Here is a 15,932-nt window from a genome sequence, read left to right as displayed (position 1 = left end):
TAGAAGTTAGTCTAGAAGAGTTTTGCAGCAATCTTGGTAGACCGAGCAGCCAATGACAGGCCGGTAGCGGCAAGCCACCTTACGGATTTGGGCTTACCGGCCAACGGAACATCAACCTTGAACGCAACCCCGTAGTTCAGCGACTCGGCGTCACTAAACCCACCCTTTACTAATTTGCCTCGTTCGAAACCGGCACGGTCATATGTTCTCAGTTCGTAGTCGTACGCTTCTTCTTTGCCTTTCTTACTCTCCTTAGTAGTGCCGACATATTGCTCTGCCAGAGCGTCAAGCTGCTCAGGATCGGTTGTATTGTAGTCAATACCATTGTCAGCTAGCCATTTGGTAAGCTGAGGCACTCGGCTCACAAAATAGCCATATTCGATCCCTTCTTTCATTGCAGAAGAGAAGAGGTTGGCCAACACTTTTTGCATAGCCCGAACTTCAGAACCGCGGGGGGTTACGGTCATGTTAACAGCATACAAATACTTTCCATCCGGCTCTACTATGCCGTCTAGTGTTCCGTTTTTGGTTGAATGCTCCCAGGACGTAAAGTCTTCCCAAGGTTTGTTAGTTCTAAAATAAGTAGAGAAAGCGTTTATCTCGCCGTCAACTTCGCAGACCAGCATAGTGCCGCCTTCCTTAATGTTCTCGAGCCTTCGGGCAAGCATGTCCCGCACTTCGGCGTGCGATGGCGGCTCTTCGCCATAAGCGCTGTCAAACATCATCAGGTCTACCTCGGCCAAGCGGTCCAGGTCCTTTTCTTCCGCACGACGAATGTGCGTCTTGCCGGGGCCACGGATAGCTTCGCGCTGTTCACGAGCGGCAGTTGTGTCTGTCGGTGCTGCTGCACTTTTGGGAGCAATAGCATCTGATATCACAAATATGTCTGGTGCTTCAAAAGCCGCCTCCACCAAGCCACGGACGTCCGTGACGTCAAGCATAGGGGTCTCGGCACTTCCCATCCACTCGGCCGAGTCGGTAACGAACTCTTCCTGCGGCTGCCGTTCGCCAACACGATTGTTGTCTTCGCCGGTTTCTCGTGTAAACTCAATGGCCATAATTACGCCACCTCTGCATCTTCAAGTGGTGGGATTACTGCTGCAACCGACTCTTCAGTGTCGGTATCGGTACTCTCGGCACGCCAGCCACCGGCTGCTCTTAGAATAGCTGCGCGCAACCCAAAGGTACTGGCGACATCTAGGGCTACCAGCCCAGCAACACCCGGCCATGATTCACTTGGCAAGGTTGCGCCACCGGCCGCTACAACAGCAGCGGTGCCAAGCGCACCAGCCGTGTTTATAACAAAACCAGCACGGAAAAGCATGCTCTCTCGCAAGGGTCGACTCGACGTCTCACCTTCAGCCATTTGTTCCTGCAGCTCAGTTGTTTTCTTTCTGATCTTCAGAACATTTCCTCCAACTTTCATGCCAGCCGCAGTCAGCATCATTGCGCCGCCAGCTACAAAAGCTACTTCCGTTGCAGCACCCGCAGCTACAGCCCAGGGCAGCGTTTCTACAACCTGCTCCCTGAGCTCCTGAAAGCCATTATTCATAAACGTCAGAGCGCCACTGGCAAGCGCCAAAGCACCTGCACCAGCCCATTTAATAGTTCCGGCATGCTTCTTGGCCCACTCGGCAGCACGGCCTAGGAGTGAGTTAGGCGAATCTTCTTCTGTATTATAAGTAATCACTGTTTCTGGCGCAGTCGCAGTTTTGTCGTCAAAGGTTTCAGCACCTTCACCAGCATCAAATACCCGTGAAGTAAGGTTAGCATCAGGGCGTGATAAGAGATCATCTGTCTCCTGGGTCAGCCATAGTTCTGCTTCAGTCATACTTCCACCTTTCAAGATTAAAAGTATTTATTAATTATAGCACTATTATGCACTCTTGTCAATTTTAATGTGTCCTGAAAGATGCAAAAGGCACCAGCCCCTCAGGAGCTGGTGCCGTTTTATCTACTAACGAACTTAGCACTATTGCAACAAATACCACAAAAAAAGTCAACGCGAAGTGAAAATTTTACTATTAACGGATATGTTGATCGTGGTTTAGTTAATAGTTTTTTATTTTTAGACCTCTATCCCTTCGCCGGATCCAGTAGAAAATATTTAGTTAAAATTACCTAAATATTTAATTAAAAGATCATTGCTTAGGCTGAACTGTGTACTTCCTAAAGAAATTGCGGGGCCCAAGCGCGAGTTTCACCGTACGTAAAATAGGAACGTCCATATCAAGCACTATATTTGCATAAGTAATATCCAAGTCCCTCAGATACTGAGCATACTCATAAACTGCAAACTCAAAAAGATGAGGGGCTGCGTAGCTATAGCGAGAATAATCTACGATGACATAGTCAGGATCCGTGGTCAGTTGGTACAAAAGAAAACTATGCAGCTCACCATCTATAAATAGACACACATTCTCGTATCCGAAGTCTGAGGCTTGCCTAATACACACCTTCAGAATCTCCTCCTCTCGTTTGTTAATCACATTCAGGCGACCTTTGATTTTCCAACGATCCATTGCCTCCAGTAACAGCTCTTGATTTTGGTCAGAATCTAGGTCCAGATTTTTAAGAACCACGCGTTCGTCATTCACCTCAGATTTGAATCTGCGGATTTTCCAGCGACGATACTGTATCATCTTGCTAAGGGAGCAGAGAGTTTTTACAGAGACAATGCATTCGTCATAGCCTCTTTCAGAGGTAAACGTATACATCTCGGGGTATTTCATGCTACTTACCACAAATTCTGGCACATGAACCAGATGCATCAACTCTCCCTGGGCACGTAGCCAATCAAATATCGTTGCCATTGACTCATCAATGAGCTTGTTGCCCACAAGACATAATCCAGAGTTTTTTTCGTCTCCGGGCCTCCAATAACAGATTACGAGATTGCCATTCAGTAGCGCCACCATACAATCACCCAAATCACTCCACCATGTCATTAAAATCGGAAAAGTTATCTCATCAATGGGAGGATACTGAGCAATCAGCTCTTCATATAGCTCTCGATCTGCTAAGGTCAGCTTAGAAAACTCCGGAAACGTCTTAAAGGCATGGGCGTCGGTCTTCATGGATACTTCTTGTTATATAAATCAATAATACTCCTGTATGTCAAAAATAGAGGCCGGAATTATCTTTAGCAGTTTTTCTTGCAGCATTGTGTAGGTTTGTGTTTATACTAATGTAATAGTTCAAGGCGTAAAATATTCTAAAAATGTCATCGCTCCACAAAATTGCCGTTATAGAAGATGATCCAGCGATAGCTGCTATGTATGCTTTCAAGTTGGAAAATTGTGGGTACAAGGTCATGACCGCCCACGATGGAAAGCAAGGCTTGGCACTCGTTGAGTCTTTTACTCCTGACTTGATTTTGCTAGATCTTATGATGCCCGAAATGAACGGTGATCAAATGTTGCAGAAGATGCGTGCCACCGACTGGGGCAGCAGGATAAAGGTTATTATTCTAACCAACCTCAGCAAAGACGAAGCCCCTCATACGCTGCGATTGCTGAATGTCGATCGCTATATCGTAAAAGCCCACTACACCCCTACCCAGGTATGCGAAGTCGTCGACGAAATCTTGGGCACTAAGCGGTGAGTCATCTGCACGCTTCTTTACAAGAGGGCGTGGAGATAGGCTCTAAAAAGGTGTAGGATGGATATATGAGCTCTCATATAAAGATCGCGATCATCGAGGACGACCAAGCCATTGCCCAGATGTATCGCATCAAGTTTGAGGCCGAAGGCTATCAGGTAGAGACCGCTGATAACGGCAGGCGCGGCCTAGCCCTAGCAGAACACCTGAAGCCCGACATTATTCTTCTAGACCTGATGATGCCCGAAATGAACGGCGACGAGATGCTACAAAAACTTCGTGGCACCGACTGGGGCAAGAACATCAAAGTTATTGTTTTGACCAACATGGGCGAACAAGAAGCACCCGACATTATCAAAGAACTCAACGTCCGCCGTTTTATCGTAAAAGCAGAGATGACACCCCGCCAGGTGGCCGAGATGGTCAAAGCCGAGCTGGCAACCTAGAAGCAATTGATATATAGCCGTAAAAGTTTTATAGTATACATCTTACGATTTGGTACTTCACGCGTGATGTGACAAATTGTACGTTCTTGCTCGTCTACCGGGAGTTTTCAATGAACCTCCAATCACCGACCACCCCTGATGCCGACGTCACCAAGCTGATGGCCAAGCGAGAGGCATGGGAGAAGCGTCAACATGACCAGCGACTCGCTGTGATCGTGCTTTCCATCCTGGCCGTCCTGCAGTGGGATATCTACTTCAACCTCATGGCCACCAAGCTCCACGAGCATCCAGTGCTCCCCATCGGCCCCTGGCTGATTGGCGCGATCACCAGCAGTGGAGTAATGATCGCCACCATGTGTCTCCTGCCCAGTTCAGGCAGCACGAAGCAGCGGACCCTGTTCCTGGCAGCCATTCTCGTATTCGGCACCTTCGGGCCGCTCTATGCGGGCTACCAGCTCGACAGCCCACTGCCACTGACGGTCCTGGGCTGCGCCGCCTACGCCATCAGCCTCAGGCTGGCGCTGTCCTGCCTGGACCCTTACCCGCCCGCACTGCAATAGCCACACCAACAGAGACGAGCAACAAGGCTCGTCAAGCACAGACACTGGAGAAAGACTTCTTCAGCACCGATGCCCTTTACTGGGTTTTCTGCGCTTGACGGGTCTTTCTTCATGTGGCCCAAGCTTTGAATTTGATTCTCAGGCGATTTATACTATTAAGTACTAAAAGAGGGTCAAGCTATGGCAGACGAACGAGCCCCCGTGGTGGTCGGACGTGATCTGGTAGTGGCAATCGACAGCGATAATGGTGCTTTGGTAGGCGAAACTACCACCAGACTCCGGGGCGAGGCCTCTGCCGAAGCCTACGAATTTACAGATGTGCCATACGATCTAGAGAACTTTTACAGGTTCTTAGCTCACACCTTGCAGGAAGGGCGCCAAAAAGGCACCGGATCCACCGTAGTTGCGCTGCACGGGAATATACGTCGTAGAGGCGTCTATGACGGCGCGGCGGCGCCAAATTGGCTGCGGGACACGCCACATGTGCATGACATAGAAGATCCGATCAATATCGTCAGCGGAATCCGCGCCCAAGGAGAGGAGTTTGACCGTTTATTCCAGTATAGACCCCTGTATGAAGTGGTCCACTACAACACCCTCGTAGCCCATGCGGCGGCAGCCTACAATCCCAGTGCCGATGCCGTTGCTGGAATCGATTTAGGCAGGAGGAATTTGACCGGTGGTGCAGTACACAGGATCAACAAATCCTGGAGGGCTATCGACCTTCCGGCGCCCTTCCACGACATTGCTCACCCGGACTGGCCACAACTGCCCGATAAGCCCGCAGTAGAACAAGCGCCAGAGCAGACACCAGATACGCCGTCAGAGATTGATCCCCACCAGTTGGCGCTGATGGCAGGCAGACTTGGTCGAGCTTCCACTGCCCAGGTACTTATCATCAGCTGGGATACGACCGGACACGGGCTCAAGCTGGACGAAGATGCTTACAGAACTGCCGTCGATGAGCTCATGGCCTCGGACACTCCCTTGGCGGGGCACGTGCCAGAAACACGCTTTGTCCACAAACAAGGACCAACCGACCCGCATATTTTGCTGGGGGGAGGTGGCGCCTTGCTGGACTCCCTCCTGACAAGAGATTGAATTAAGTAATTTTTTGTGTTATAATATATCTATTACGATTAGTCTTCGGCAGATCGTACGTTCTCGTTCGTACTCACCCACCCCCTGGAGATACCATGCCCTTTCTTGACACCGTACTATCGCTGCTCATCACCGGCGCTGGCAAGACCACTCAACCCTCCCTCGCCGAGGCTGCCGCTCGCCGCGAGCAAGCCCATCGGGACGAGGAGCACCGGCAGCGCATGGCCCAATGGGAGTCATACGACGCCCGGATGCTGTGGCTGGTTCCGGCCGGCTTCGTACAGTGGTTCGCTACGGCCGCATGGGCTCTGCCCAACTTGCCCGACGATTCGTCGCAGGCCTCGACGCACACGCTGCCCACCGCCGCCTTCCTGATCGTCAGGATTGTGGCCATCGGCCTGTCGTGCGCCGTCCTGTGGCGTCCCGCCCACCACCGTGGACTGCTCTACGTTGGCGCGGCCACCGTGGTTTCGTCTGTCGTTCCCGTCCTGCTGATCAACGCAGCCTTCGACGGTCCGGCGGGCAGTGACTATCCGGTGCTCACCGGCATCATCATGGGCTACCTCGGCATCATCTTCATGGTGCTGCACGCCCACATCCCCATGGCGCTCCTCAACCGCCGACCCACCCGGCCGGTCTAACGAACATCCGCCCAGTACGACGAGCATCAAGGCTTGTCAGACGTGAGTGAAGAAAGTCTCTTCACACCTGGCGCCCCTACAGGGTATCCCACGTTTGACGAGCCTTTCTTCATGCCTTGTAATTTATGTGGAAAAATATTATAATATATGTCCTACGATCTGTCGTAACAGGTTGTATGTCCTTGCTCGTATCTAACCCCTGGAGTCTCTCTTTTGACCCCTCAAGACACTTCCGCATCCGTGACTACGGACGCAGCCATCAAGGCAGTTGATGCCGCTCAGGTAGATGCTCAGCGAGAGCAATGGCTGAAGAGCCAGACAACCGGCTGGGGTCCCATCCGGCTGCGTCTGACCAGAGTCCTGGCTGCCCTGCAGTGGCCCCTCTTCCTGGGTACCGTGTGCCTTGGAACCAAGCTGCCTGGTGAACGCCTCTCTGTCAGCTTCCTGCTGCTAGGTGGAGTCGTCTCCGTGGTGGTCTTCTCGCTGGCCCTTGGCTGCCTGCTCCTACCCACAAAGCACCAGGTCGCCACGTTCGGCGCACTCGTGCTGGGCCTCGGGGTGGTCGTGCCTGCCAGCTTGGGCATGTTCTTGGTCCTTCCCTGGGCCCTGCCGATCATGCTGGCTGGAGGCTACGCCTACGCGCACTTCCTGGAGTGGTGCATCTGGCGCCTCGACCCCTTCCCACCCCAGCCCCAGGGCTAGCCCAACAAAGAACGAGCAACAAGACTCGTCAAATGCACGTACTGGAGAAAGATTCTTCAGCACCGATACCCTTACCAGGGTTCTGCGCTTGACGGGTCTTTCTTCATGTGTGGAATATTTTATAAATGGTAGGGCCGGAGGAGCAGTGCGAGGAGCGAAAAACGCTCGAACACGCTGCCCTCCGGCAAGGTTGCTATTGAACTACGGGTGCCAGCCCTGGGCGCCCTTGACGGCGTCCTGGTTGCCGACACCACGGGGGCAGCTGTCTGGAGGGCTCTTCACCATGCCAGCGAACTGCCGCATCAGGACGTAGTGGTCCATGTTGGTGTAGTCGCAAACGCGCGCACGCGCCGCACTGATGTCATCGTCCAACGCCCAGATGCCAGCGAAATAGTGGTCCCAAAGGCCGGCGAACTCGTACATCTCACTGTCGTGACCAGTTACCACGATCAACCGCTTCTCGCGCTCAGACTTCAGCCAGTTGGCCAGCAAGCCATTGATGTCGTAATTGTCATCGCAAGCCTCCTGGTGTGGATCCCAGCTGATGACCCAGCGATCCTCGAAATTGCGGGCGCTGCCTGGATCGAAGAGGACGATGGTGTCCAGCTGCTGCATCTGCCGGGGCGTAGCCTTTGTCAGGAAGTAGACCACACCCATACGCCCGCGACTCCAGCCAGCGATGGTGGTCGTGTTGGCCGGGACCGAGGACATGACGTTGTCAGCCGAACACCCTTCACCGCCAGCCCACTGCGACAGCTTGAGGTTGGTCGTTCCGGGGTTCAGCCCGTCCTGCCCACCGGGGGTCTCGTTGGGCGAGAAGAACACCGACTGGCTTGCCGGGGTTGGCGCAGCAGCCGGAGCCGGCTGGTCACATTTGGACAGGTTGGGCAGCCACTCGTTGGCGTTGATCGGCGTGGTGGTGTACCGATCCGGGAGCCAGCCCGACCCTGTGGCAGTCGTGGCCTGGTACCACATGCGGTTGTTGTAGGGGCCGACAGCGGTGCCTTCGCGCACGCAGTGCAGCGTCACCCAGTCACCGTCGTAGCCAGCGGGGCCAGCAGCGGAGTTCCAGTCGTTCGGGTTGGTCCGGAAGCGGATGCCGATCTCGGTCCGAGCGATCCGAAAGGTCTGTGACGCCTGAGCGTCAGCGGGGGCGGTCGGCATGCACAGCATGCCGATGGTCATGCACACAACGGTCAGTAGACCGACGATGTACTTTCGCACGGGGGACTCCTCGGATTTGCGGCGGATCCTGAAGCAGGGGATGCCTCAGCTTTGGTATAACACCTCTAACAATCTGGAAATGTTCAATAGCAGAAATTATTTTACAAGAAAAAGTATATCCGAAAAGTCGATATCTTCGCCTTTGTCGACATTTTGATTGAAGTAGGGCAAATCGTGTGCTTTGCTAAGAGTAATGAAATATTTTTCTGAACCGTTTGCAAAGAAGTTTTTGTGGGCATTTAATGTAGTTCTGTCACTTCAAATTATCTTTTATATCATCGGTACGCTTGTGTCATATCTGACCATAGACAAACAGGATGGCTGGCTGGTGAGCGCCGCCGAGCCCCTAGCGCTTGTATGGGTCGTACTCTCGGTAGCAACCTTGATCATGCTTCCCATCCTTTTGCTATTTGTGAAGGATAAAAAACAGGTTTTCAATCGCACCACCAACATATTACTCATCTTGTTTGGCATACAGCTGATCATCCTGAAACCTCTGGCCGACTGGATAAGCGATCTATCTATCAGCTTTCTTGGCTCCTGATAAGCGTTGAATCCTCTAGTGCATGGTCGCCATGGAAAGTAATTCACCCACCACAAGTCAGTCCGATTTTCTTAGACAAGCGCTCAAGGGGCTGCTTGTACTCACAGGGTTGATGGTCTTGGGTTTTATACTTATTGTCGTTCTGGGCAAATTCCGTGTTGAGTACGAACAAAACATGTTCGCGCTAAAAGATCCAAGCTACCGGCAGCTGCCGTCCTACTACAATCCCCTGTGGTCTCTTCTGGCAGCGCTACAGTATTTTGCCCTCCTGGTACAGCCATTTGTCTTGTTTATATTCAGAAAACAGCTACGACTCAAAGTACTACCCTGGGTCTTTCTCCTGATCCTTGTTGTTTTATTCATTACGATCGTAAGCCTTACAGCTTCACCAGAGGGGCCCGACCCCACACTGACCAGTAATCTTCCAACCTTTCTACAGTTTCAGCTCTTCATAGTGATTGCGGCTGCTATCAGTCAGTATGGAAGCTACCGTTTTGCTTTTCGAAAGCAAGTCAAAGAGGACAGCTAGATTCTTGATACAATAGACCCTATGAAGATAGCTATCTTGGGCTTTGAAGGACAGGGCAAGTCGGCCTACGACTATTGGGGCAAACCCGAAAACGATATTACTATTTGCGATATTGACACCAAAAAGCACATCCCGCCTGGTGCAAAAAAACAGTTGGGGCCAGAATACCTGGAAAAGTTGGACCAATACGATCTAATTATTCGCACCCCCGTTATTCATCCTCGGCAAATCCAAGAGGCAAATCCCGATGCACCGGATATCCTAGAAAAAATCTGGACCAATACCAACGAATTCCTCGAGGTCTGTCCCACCCGCAATATCATTGGCGTCACCGGCACAAAGGGTAAAGGCACTACCTGTATCCTTATTGCCCGGATGCTAGAAGCAGCCGGCCACCGAGTACATCTGGGCGGTAATATTGGCATACCACCATTGGACATGCTAAAGGACGGTATCAAGCCAGATGATTGGGTGGTACTAGAGCTAGCCAACTTCCAGCTGATAGATCTCAAATCGTCACCCCATATTGCCGTCTGCCTGCTAATCGAGCCCGAACACCTCAACTGGCATGCCGACATAGACGAATATGTAGAGGCTAAACGCCAGCTATTTGTCCACCAGGCAGAACAAGACATTGCCATTTATTACGCCAACAACCACTATTCCCAAGCTATAGCAGAATCTACCGCCGGCAGTATCATGCCCTTCATGGCCGACCCGGGTGCCTACGTGACCGACAACGCCGAAGGCGAAGAGTACGTCATGATAGACCACCACAAAATTTGTGACATATCAGACATCAAACTCTTGGGCAAACACAACTGGCAAAATGTCTGCGCTGCCGTCACCGCTGTATGGAATATCACCCAAGACGTGCCAGCTATTCGTAAGGCCATTGCCGGTCTGGCTGGCCTACCCCACCGCCTGGAGCGCGTCCGTGAGGTAGACGGCGTAACTTATTACAACGACTCTTTTGCATCCGCACCCCCAGCTACTGTAGCGGCCATGGACGCAATTGTTGGCAGCAAAGTCATGCTTATTGGCGGCTTTGACCGCGGGCTGGATCTGGGCGAACTAGCTCGTGGTATCGTCAAACACCAAGAGGACCTACGGCGGGTTATTATCATCGGCCAATCAGCCCCTCATATAGAAAAAGCCTTGTCCGTGCATGGTTTTACCAATTACGACGTACTGCAAGACGCCGCCATGAAAAATGTTGTCGATCACGCCAAGTCCGCTGCTCATCCCGGCGACAAGGTAGTGCTGTCACCAGGTTTTGCCAGTTTTGATATGTTCAAGAACTTCGAGGACCGAGGCATCCAGTACAAAGAAGCAGTGAACGCCCTATGAGACCCAACAAATACAATCAATTCATCTTTGAAGACTACCAGTTTGACGAAAACACCAAAATACTAAAGCTCCAATATGCTTTTGATGATGCCCTCAAGCTGACCGAAACCTACAAGTTCGACTTTGATTTTGCGCAGTACAACCAAGCAACCCTAGACCGCGCCTTTCAGCTGCTGTTTTTTATGGCCGGCGTCTCTTACTACAAAATGTATATTCCTTCAGAAATTGTTGTGCGCCGTGGTCAGCTGGATAGGCCGCTCGCCAGCTTTTTCTCTAAGACCTATCAACGTGGTTTGGGTGAATTCTGGTATGAAAACCAACTAGACCCCCGCACACCGGTCACCTTTCCAATAACCACGAACGTTATCAAGGAAGCACACCATACCGGCACCGGCCCACTCGCGAGCGTAGGCGGCGGGAAAGACTCCCTGGTAGCCATAGAACTACTACGTCCTAAGCATTCTGACTTAGCCACCTGGAGTGTCAATCATCGCCCGCAGCTTACACCATTAGTCGAACGTATTGGGCTGCCCCACAAATGGGTAGAGCGTCAGTGGGACAAGCAAATTATGGAGCTTAAAGAAAAAGATGCCCTGAACGGTCATATTCCCATATCCGCTATCTTTGCCTGTGTGGGTACTGTCGTAGCCATCCTGACTGGTAAAAGAGACGTGGTTATGGCCAATGAGCAATCTGCCAACGAGCCAACTCTGCACTATCAAGGTGTAGCCATCAACCATCAGTACTCAAAATCCGAGGAATTCGAACAGGATTTTCAAGCAGTGCTGACTCTTTTTTTTGGTGATAGCATTCGCTACTACTCTCTGCTGCGTCCCTTTAGTGAGCTCCGCATTGCCGAGTTCTTTGCGCGCCTGAGTTTCGAGAAATACAAAGATGTTTTTAGCAGCTGTAACCGCGCCTACATACACACCAGTGACCGCATGTCGTGGTGTGGTGAATGTCCAAAGTGTGCCTTTATCTTCCTCATGCTCACACCGTTCATCCCCCGCGCGGATCTAGAAAAATTGTGGAGTGGCAAAAACCTGCTGCACGACCCCAAGCTAGAACCTACCTACGAACAGCTGCTGGGCATTGCCGGCGAAAAACCACTAGAGTGCGTGGGCGAAGTCAAAGAATCGCGGGCCGCCATGACCATGGCGCAAACCGTCTATCCAGACTTGCTCAAGTATCATTACGAGCTGCCGCCCAACTACGACTACAAAACCATCTACCCCAGCCGCATGCCCGAAGACATGCTACGACTGGCTATCTCCCAAGTATAACCGCCATCGGACGAGACGAATACCGCCATACCAAGACAGCGAAGCATGCCCTTGTCCTCGCACACAAAAGCGCGCACAGATTTTTGGATTCCCTGATATATTTGCAAACTAGCCTGTATCACCCGTAGGTTTATGCACGCTGTTGCAGACCCCAAAAACAACTATTACACCATCTAGTTGTGTAAAATACTTATCAAATATGGTATAATCATAAGCGTGACAACTCGTGTCACCCTTAACAATGGAGGACTTGCCTTGGTACTCGCACTCCTCAGCCTGCCCGCCGTGGTTGGCTGGATCGTGTTTACTGCCATCTGCGCGGTGATCTTCTGGCTCGGCCACCTGTCCGTCCTGGACGCCGCCGAGACCAAGTACCTGCAGGCTCATCGAACCCCAAGCAAGGTGGAAGGCACCACCGTCGACGTGGCCATGGCTACCACCATGATGGCCCCCTTCGTGTTCTTGCTCATCAAGCTCCTGGACGTCATCCTGATGCAGCAGCTCCTGACCATCGTCCTCGGCAACGCCGACCTACTCATGCAGAAAGCGTGGACTGCCGTCGGCATGACACACCTGCCCCTGCAGCAAGAAGCGTTCCAACTGTGGTCCCTCTGCAGCAAGCTGGGGCTCCTGCTCCTAGTCACCTACTGGCTGGTCCGAAAGCTCATCAAGCACAAGGTCCAAAACCGGAAGGAAGGCGCCTTCAAGGCTCTGCTGCCCCAGTGAGATCACGACCAACAAGCCCAGATGGGTGTGGTGTACCGCTCAGGTACTTTATGCGCGCCGCCGCAACACACCCCGCCACACCCTCCATTGTTATACCGTTTCCACAAATGTGCGTTTGTGCTGACGAGTCCCGGACCCATTGGGAGTAAAACTCCGACAAGGCCCAAAGGACGAAAAACGGACTACTTAGAAGCTTGTTTTCTGCTTGCAAGAACCTGCAAGACACCCCACACAAGCAAGCTAAACACAGCAGGGACAAGCAATGCGCCCAGTCCGTAGGACAACGAAAAACTTCCAGAGCTTTGTGAATCTACAGAAAAGAGTTCGACTGGTCCAATACTCGGATTCAGATGATTATTGCTTTTGCCAACAACAATCAGATACGTCATTGGAGCAAAAAGTATACTACTGAACGATGCGATAAACGCTGTTGCGCTCCAAGACATTGCTTTATTTTGTTTCACGATGTTCCCTTCTTTCTCATTATAATATTCCACAAGCTGGTCCAAAACATGTTGCCATCTGCTACAAATGGCAACAGTAGCACCGCCTGCAAGCAGGCTATGATCGATATCATAGCCACCCAAGTAGCCCACACAGGATGAGCTTGCTGCCAGCTGCCGGCGGCAATGAGTCCCAGAGTTCCATACACCACACCACTCAATGGGCCTGCCAGACTGATTGCCAAGAGCCTTAGGGGAAAGTCATGTAGTGCGTACGTCACGCTAAAACCTTTTGTACTAGCATGCAGTTTCACATCCTGGGCACCAGCCAACTTTGCAGCCACAAAGTGAGCACCCTCATGGACATAGGCCAGCAGAACTCCGTAGACAATCACGCTAGCTAGACCCACAACAAGTAGCGCTGAACCTGACAAAATATCAAACCACAGGATAGCCAGCAACGTGTGAGCAAGCGCAAAGGCGGCAGCAAACAGCACATCAGACCTCATCGAGGATGTGTTCCCTTTCGTAACTAGTTGCAAAAATAACGCTAGCCATAACACAGGCACAAGCGGCCACGGCTAAACCGGGCATGCCATATTTTCCACTAAGCCACGCCAGCAGAGCCAATCCCAAAATGTTCGTTACCGCAAAGCCAACAGCCACTGGCACCTGATTGAGCCTGTTCTTTTGGCCCGCATAGCTCATAACACCAAGCATAAAAGTCAGAGAAGCAACCGCTGCCAGTGTCAGCGCATTCTTGCCGATATTTCCCAAACTCTCGCCCGTGACATCGCCCATCACCGCAAACAAAGCCAGCTCCACGATTGCGTACAGGGCAAGGATTGAACCCAGGGTCATAACCCCAAGGGTCCGAATAAAAATCTTTGGGTCAACTGGCAGACCATAGACAACCGCGCGGCTCGTCCCCAGCCGACCACGGACCGAGAGGGCCCAGCTAGAAAAGAGCAGCAGGAACAGCACATTATATATCGAATAGAGGATTAGACCCGCCGTGACCGACAACGCTTCTGCCCTTACTCCGAATGCGGCGGCCAGCACAATGCCAATGATCAGCAAATTTGGCATAGATATCTCTTTGTCACTCAAAATAATTCGCCAGGCCATAACCAGCAATGTTCCTGTTTTGCTTTTTGGCACCGGCAGCAATCGGGCAGATAAAGGCCGTGAGGCATGATGCTCTACTACCGATGAGGTAAAGCCCCTACTGATAGCGTCGATGGTCACAGCACCTAGGGCGGTGCATAGCAGCACAGCACCAAATGGAAGCAGTATCCCTAAACCGCCATCACGAATCATATCCGTGAAGTAGCTAGTCTCCAGTCCTATATTGATGCGGTTCAAAGCCCCGCTGCTAAAGAGCCGGCCGTACCCAACCAGAACCACCAGCCCAACTTGCCCAATGGTATGCAGACTACTCAGCCCACCCGCCAGCTTTCGTAAGCGCTCTACATGAATCACGCGCTCTACTAATAAGTACAGCAGTAGCCCAACCGTTACGTACATAAGCAGCGTCAGTTCGGCAAATAGCAACCACCAGCCCAACTGCATCCCCTGCTGTTGCCCAAGAGCTACGAAGAGTGGTAATGCCACCAGGCTGTTAAGTAACCAGATAGCACCAACAAACAGCAGAGACTGAGCCCGGAGCCAAGTACGACTCATGAAGGGCAAGGACTGGAGTGTAGACGGCACATTTACCGCAATAGTCTGTCTAGCCAAAAACCAAGTAGAAGAAACGGCCACCCCAAAGGTAAGTCCCGCCACCAGCACCACCAGCCCGGCCTGCTCGCTATCACCTGCCACCATGCCCGAAAAAGGCACTAGGAGCTGACGTATCTGCCAGGCAAAGAAACCGTAGAGGGCCACGATTGGTAGCAACATGGCAACCATGTGCGGCTTACCCGCCACCAGACCAACTGCTTTGCGCCGCCATACTTTTAGCAGCGTAGCGCTAATCAACAATATAGGATTCGATTGCTTCATGCTTTTTCTGCCCACCGCTTAACTTTAAATAAGCCTCTTCGAGTGTCTTTGCTTTGGCCTTTTGCAAAACTTCTTTCACGCTGCCGCTGGCTATACGCTTAGACCGAATCATCGTAATGTCGTCAGCAATGTCTTGGGCAAAATCCAGATTATGTGTAGCTAGCAAAACGCTCTTGCCGTTTCTCTTGAGAGACAAGATGATTTCTTTGATCAGCAAGATCATGTCTGGGTCCAAGCCGTTGGTAGGCTCATCAATAATATAGAGAGCTGGTTTGGCGACCATGGCTGCAATAAATGCCAGCTTCTTGCGCATGCCATGCGAGTACGAACCAATACGATCATCTAGAGCCTTTAGCTCAAATAGCTCACCCAGTTCCTGGATTCTTGCATGTGCCTGATCAGAGTCCAAGCCGTAAAGCGCTGCCGAAAGACGGGCATATTCGTGCCCGGTCAACGGTTCAATCAGGTCGTCCTCGTCGGGAACGATACCAAACTCACGCCGCAAGGCTGCCAGACTTGTCCCATCGCCATACACAGATGTGCCAGCAACCTCAATTTGGCCAGCGTGGAGAGGATTGATTCCCATGACCGCATGGATAATGCTGCTCTTGCCACTTCCGTTTGGTCCAATGAGGGCATGCACACTACCCGTCCGTACCGAAAAAGATACGTTGTCTACGGCCGTATTCTGGCCATATACGATACTTACTTTATCGATCCGAATTGCTTGTTTACTCCGAGTAGTGGGCATGTTTTTCCTCATGTTACCTTTTAGTGC

Annotated in this window: 19 protein-coding genes; 11 read left to right on the top strand and 8 right to left on the bottom strand. The window is 51.7% G+C overall.

What is annotated here, in order from left to right:
• Nucleotides 1–11: 11 nt before the first annotated feature.
• The 3 genes from VK694_01390 to VK694_01380 form a co-directional block, all read right to left on the bottom strand.
• Complete coding sequence (locus tag VK694_01390; protein ID HTE57371.1) at nucleotides 12–1,058, bottom strand: hypothetical protein; 1,047 nt, start codon at nucleotides 1,056–1,058, stop codon at nucleotides 12–14.
• Nucleotides 1,059–1,060: 2 nt separating this feature from the next.
• Nucleotides 1,061–1,831 carry a hypothetical protein gene (locus VK694_01385; protein ID HTE57370.1) on the bottom strand — a complete coding sequence of 257 codons (771 nt, stop codon included), beginning with the start codon at nucleotides 1,829–1,831 and terminating at the stop codon, nucleotides 1,061–1,063.
• Nucleotides 1,832–2,141: 310 nt separating this feature from the next.
• Entirely contained in the window at nucleotides 2,142–3,077 is a 936-nt protein-coding gene (locus VK694_01380) for a phosphatidylglycerol lysyltransferase domain-containing protein (GenBank protein ID HTE57369.1), read from the bottom strand.
• Nucleotides 3,078–3,220: 143 nt separating this feature from the next.
• On the opposite strand from VK694_01380, the gene VK694_01375 reads away from it, so the two are divergent.
• The 6 genes from VK694_01375 (at nucleotide 3,221) to VK694_01350 (ending at nucleotide 7,051) form a co-directional block, all read left to right on the top strand.
• Nucleotides 3,221–3,604: a response regulator gene (locus VK694_01375; protein HTE57368.1), complete on the top strand. Its 384-nt coding sequence runs from the start codon at nucleotides 3,221–3,223 to the stop codon at nucleotides 3,602–3,604.
• A gap of 65 nt (nucleotides 3,605–3,669) precedes the next feature.
• On the top strand, nucleotides 3,670–4,047 hold the full coding sequence (locus VK694_01370) for a response regulator (GenBank protein HTE57367.1): 378 nt from the start codon (nucleotides 3,670–3,672) through the stop codon (nucleotides 4,045–4,047).
• Nucleotides 4,048–4,157: 110 nt separating this feature from the next.
• On the top strand, nucleotides 4,158–4,607 hold the full coding sequence (locus VK694_01365; GenBank protein ID HTE57366.1) for a hypothetical protein: 450 nt from the start codon (nucleotides 4,158–4,160) through the stop codon (nucleotides 4,605–4,607).
• A gap of 180 nt (nucleotides 4,608–4,787) precedes the next feature.
• Nucleotides 4,788–5,708 carry a hypothetical protein gene (locus VK694_01360; protein ID HTE57365.1) on the top strand — a complete coding sequence of 307 codons (921 nt, stop codon included), beginning with the start codon at nucleotides 4,788–4,790 and terminating at the stop codon, nucleotides 5,706–5,708.
• 95 nt (nucleotides 5,709–5,803) lie between these two features.
• Nucleotides 5,804–6,349, top strand: a complete 546-nt coding sequence (locus VK694_01355) for a hypothetical protein (protein HTE57364.1) — start codon at nucleotides 5,804–5,806, stop codon at nucleotides 6,347–6,349.
• A gap of 240 nt (nucleotides 6,350–6,589) precedes the next feature.
• Complete coding sequence (locus tag VK694_01350) at nucleotides 6,590–7,051, top strand: hypothetical protein (protein ID HTE57363.1); 462 nt, start codon at nucleotides 6,590–6,592, stop codon at nucleotides 7,049–7,051.
• A gap of 201 nt (nucleotides 7,052–7,252) precedes the next feature.
• Here the strand turns inward: VK694_01350 and VK694_01345 are convergent, their stop codons facing one another.
• Nucleotides 7,253–8,275 carry a hypothetical protein gene (locus tag VK694_01345; protein HTE57362.1) on the bottom strand — a complete coding sequence of 341 codons (1,023 nt, stop codon included), beginning with the start codon at nucleotides 8,273–8,275 and terminating at the stop codon, nucleotides 7,253–7,255.
• A 193-nt stretch (nucleotides 8,276–8,468) separates the two neighbouring features.
• Here VK694_01345 and VK694_01340 point away from each other — a divergent pair, with 193 nt between their 5' ends.
• The 5 genes from VK694_01340 (at nucleotide 8,469) to VK694_01320 (ending at nucleotide 12,707) form a co-directional block, all read left to right on the top strand.
• Nucleotides 8,469–8,819 (top strand): hypothetical protein, encoded by a 351-nt coding sequence (locus tag VK694_01340; protein HTE57361.1) that lies wholly within the window; start codon nucleotides 8,469–8,471, stop codon nucleotides 8,817–8,819.
• Nucleotides 8,820–8,850: 31 nt separating this feature from the next.
• Nucleotides 8,851–9,348, top strand: a complete 498-nt coding sequence (locus VK694_01335) for a hypothetical protein (protein HTE57360.1) — start codon at nucleotides 8,851–8,853, stop codon at nucleotides 9,346–9,348.
• A 21-nt stretch (nucleotides 9,349–9,369) separates the two neighbouring features.
• Nucleotides 9,370–10,698 carry a UDP-N-acetylmuramoyl-L-alanine--D-glutamate ligase gene (murD, locus tag VK694_01330; GenBank protein HTE57359.1) on the top strand — a complete coding sequence of 443 codons (1,329 nt, stop codon included), beginning with the start codon at nucleotides 9,370–9,372 and terminating at the stop codon, nucleotides 10,696–10,698.
• Complete coding sequence (locus tag VK694_01325) at nucleotides 10,695–11,981, top strand: endonuclease domain-containing protein (GenBank protein ID HTE57358.1); 1,287 nt, start codon at nucleotides 10,695–10,697, stop codon at nucleotides 11,979–11,981. The genes murD and VK694_01325 overlap by 4 nt, the downstream gene beginning before the upstream one ends.
• Nucleotides 11,982–12,197: 216 nt before the next feature.
• On the top strand, nucleotides 12,198–12,707 hold the full coding sequence (locus VK694_01320) for a hypothetical protein (GenBank protein ID HTE57357.1): 510 nt from the start codon (nucleotides 12,198–12,200) through the stop codon (nucleotides 12,705–12,707).
• 182 nt (nucleotides 12,708–12,889) lie between these two features.
• On the opposite strand, the gene VK694_01315 is transcribed toward VK694_01320, so the two are convergent.
• The 4 genes from VK694_01315 to VK694_01300 are packed head-to-tail and all read right to left on the bottom strand — an operon-like array spanning nucleotide 12,890 to nucleotide 15,905.
• Nucleotides 12,890–13,171 carry a hypothetical protein gene (locus VK694_01315; protein ID HTE57356.1) on the bottom strand — a complete coding sequence of 94 codons (282 nt, stop codon included), beginning with the start codon at nucleotides 13,169–13,171 and terminating at the stop codon, nucleotides 12,890–12,892.
• On the bottom strand, nucleotides 13,168–13,647 hold the full coding sequence (locus VK694_01310) for a hypothetical protein (GenBank protein HTE57355.1): 480 nt from the start codon (nucleotides 13,645–13,647) through the stop codon (nucleotides 13,168–13,170). The genes VK694_01315 and VK694_01310 overlap by 4 nt, the downstream gene beginning before the upstream one ends.
• A 1-nt stretch (nucleotide 13,648) precedes the next feature.
• Nucleotides 13,649–15,154, bottom strand: coding sequence for a hypothetical protein (locus tag VK694_01305; GenBank protein ID HTE57354.1), 1,506 nt, complete (start codon nucleotides 15,152–15,154; stop codon nucleotides 13,649–13,651).
• Nucleotides 15,123–15,905 (bottom strand): ABC transporter ATP-binding protein, encoded by a 783-nt coding sequence (locus VK694_01300; protein HTE57353.1) that lies wholly within the window; start codon nucleotides 15,903–15,905, stop codon nucleotides 15,123–15,125. The genes VK694_01305 and VK694_01300 overlap by 32 nt, the downstream gene beginning before the upstream one ends.
• Between the last annotated feature and the right edge of the window lie 27 nt (nucleotides 15,906–15,932).

Source organism: Verrucomicrobiia bacterium (assembly GCA_035489575.1).
Classification (GTDB): Bacteria; Patescibacteriota; Saccharimonadia; order Saccharimonadales; family JAGQNK01; genus DATHJY01.
This window is presented reverse-complemented; position numbering and strand designations above follow the sequence as displayed.

Bases quoted from the DNA above. Each gene is read 5' to 3' on its own strand.
- VK694_01390 (HTE57371.1), bottom strand. From the start codon at position 1,058: ATGGCCATTGAGTTTACACGAGAAACCGGCGAAGACAACAATCGTGTT.
- VK694_01385 (HTE57370.1), bottom strand. From the start codon at position 1,831: ATGACTGAAGCAGAACTATGGCTGACCCAGGAGACAGATGATCTCTTA.
- VK694_01380 (HTE57369.1), bottom strand. From the start codon at position 3,077: ATGAAGACCGACGCCCATGCCTTTAAGACGTTTCCGGAGTTTTCTAAG.
- VK694_01375 (HTE57368.1), top strand. From the start codon at position 3,221: ATGTCATCGCTCCACAAAATTGCCGTTATAGAAGATGATCCAGCGATA.
- VK694_01370 (HTE57367.1), top strand. From the start codon at position 3,670: ATGAGCTCTCATATAAAGATCGCGATCATCGAGGACGACCAAGCCATT.
- VK694_01365 (HTE57366.1), top strand. From the start codon at position 4,158: ATGAACCTCCAATCACCGACCACCCCTGATGCCGACGTCACCAAGCTG.
- VK694_01360 (HTE57365.1), top strand. From the start codon at position 4,788: ATGGCAGACGAACGAGCCCCCGTGGTGGTCGGACGTGATCTGGTAGTG.
- VK694_01355 (HTE57364.1), top strand. From the start codon at position 5,804: ATGCCCTTTCTTGACACCGTACTATCGCTGCTCATCACCGGCGCTGGC.
- VK694_01340 (HTE57361.1), top strand. From the start codon at position 8,469: ATGAAATATTTTTCTGAACCGTTTGCAAAGAAGTTTTTGTGGGCATTT.
- VK694_01335 (HTE57360.1), top strand. From the start codon at position 8,851: ATGGAAAGTAATTCACCCACCACAAGTCAGTCCGATTTTCTTAGACAA.
- murD (HTE57359.1), top strand. From the start codon at position 9,370: ATGAAGATAGCTATCTTGGGCTTTGAAGGACAGGGCAAGTCGGCCTAC.
- VK694_01325 (HTE57358.1), top strand. From the start codon at position 10,695: ATGAGACCCAACAAATACAATCAATTCATCTTTGAAGACTACCAGTTT.
- VK694_01305 (HTE57354.1), bottom strand. From the start codon at position 15,154: ATGAAGCAATCGAATCCTATATTGTTGATTAGCGCTACGCTGCTAAAA.
- VK694_01300 (HTE57353.1), bottom strand. From the start codon at position 15,905: ATGCCCACTACTCGGAGTAAACAAGCAATTCGGATCGATAAAGTAAGT.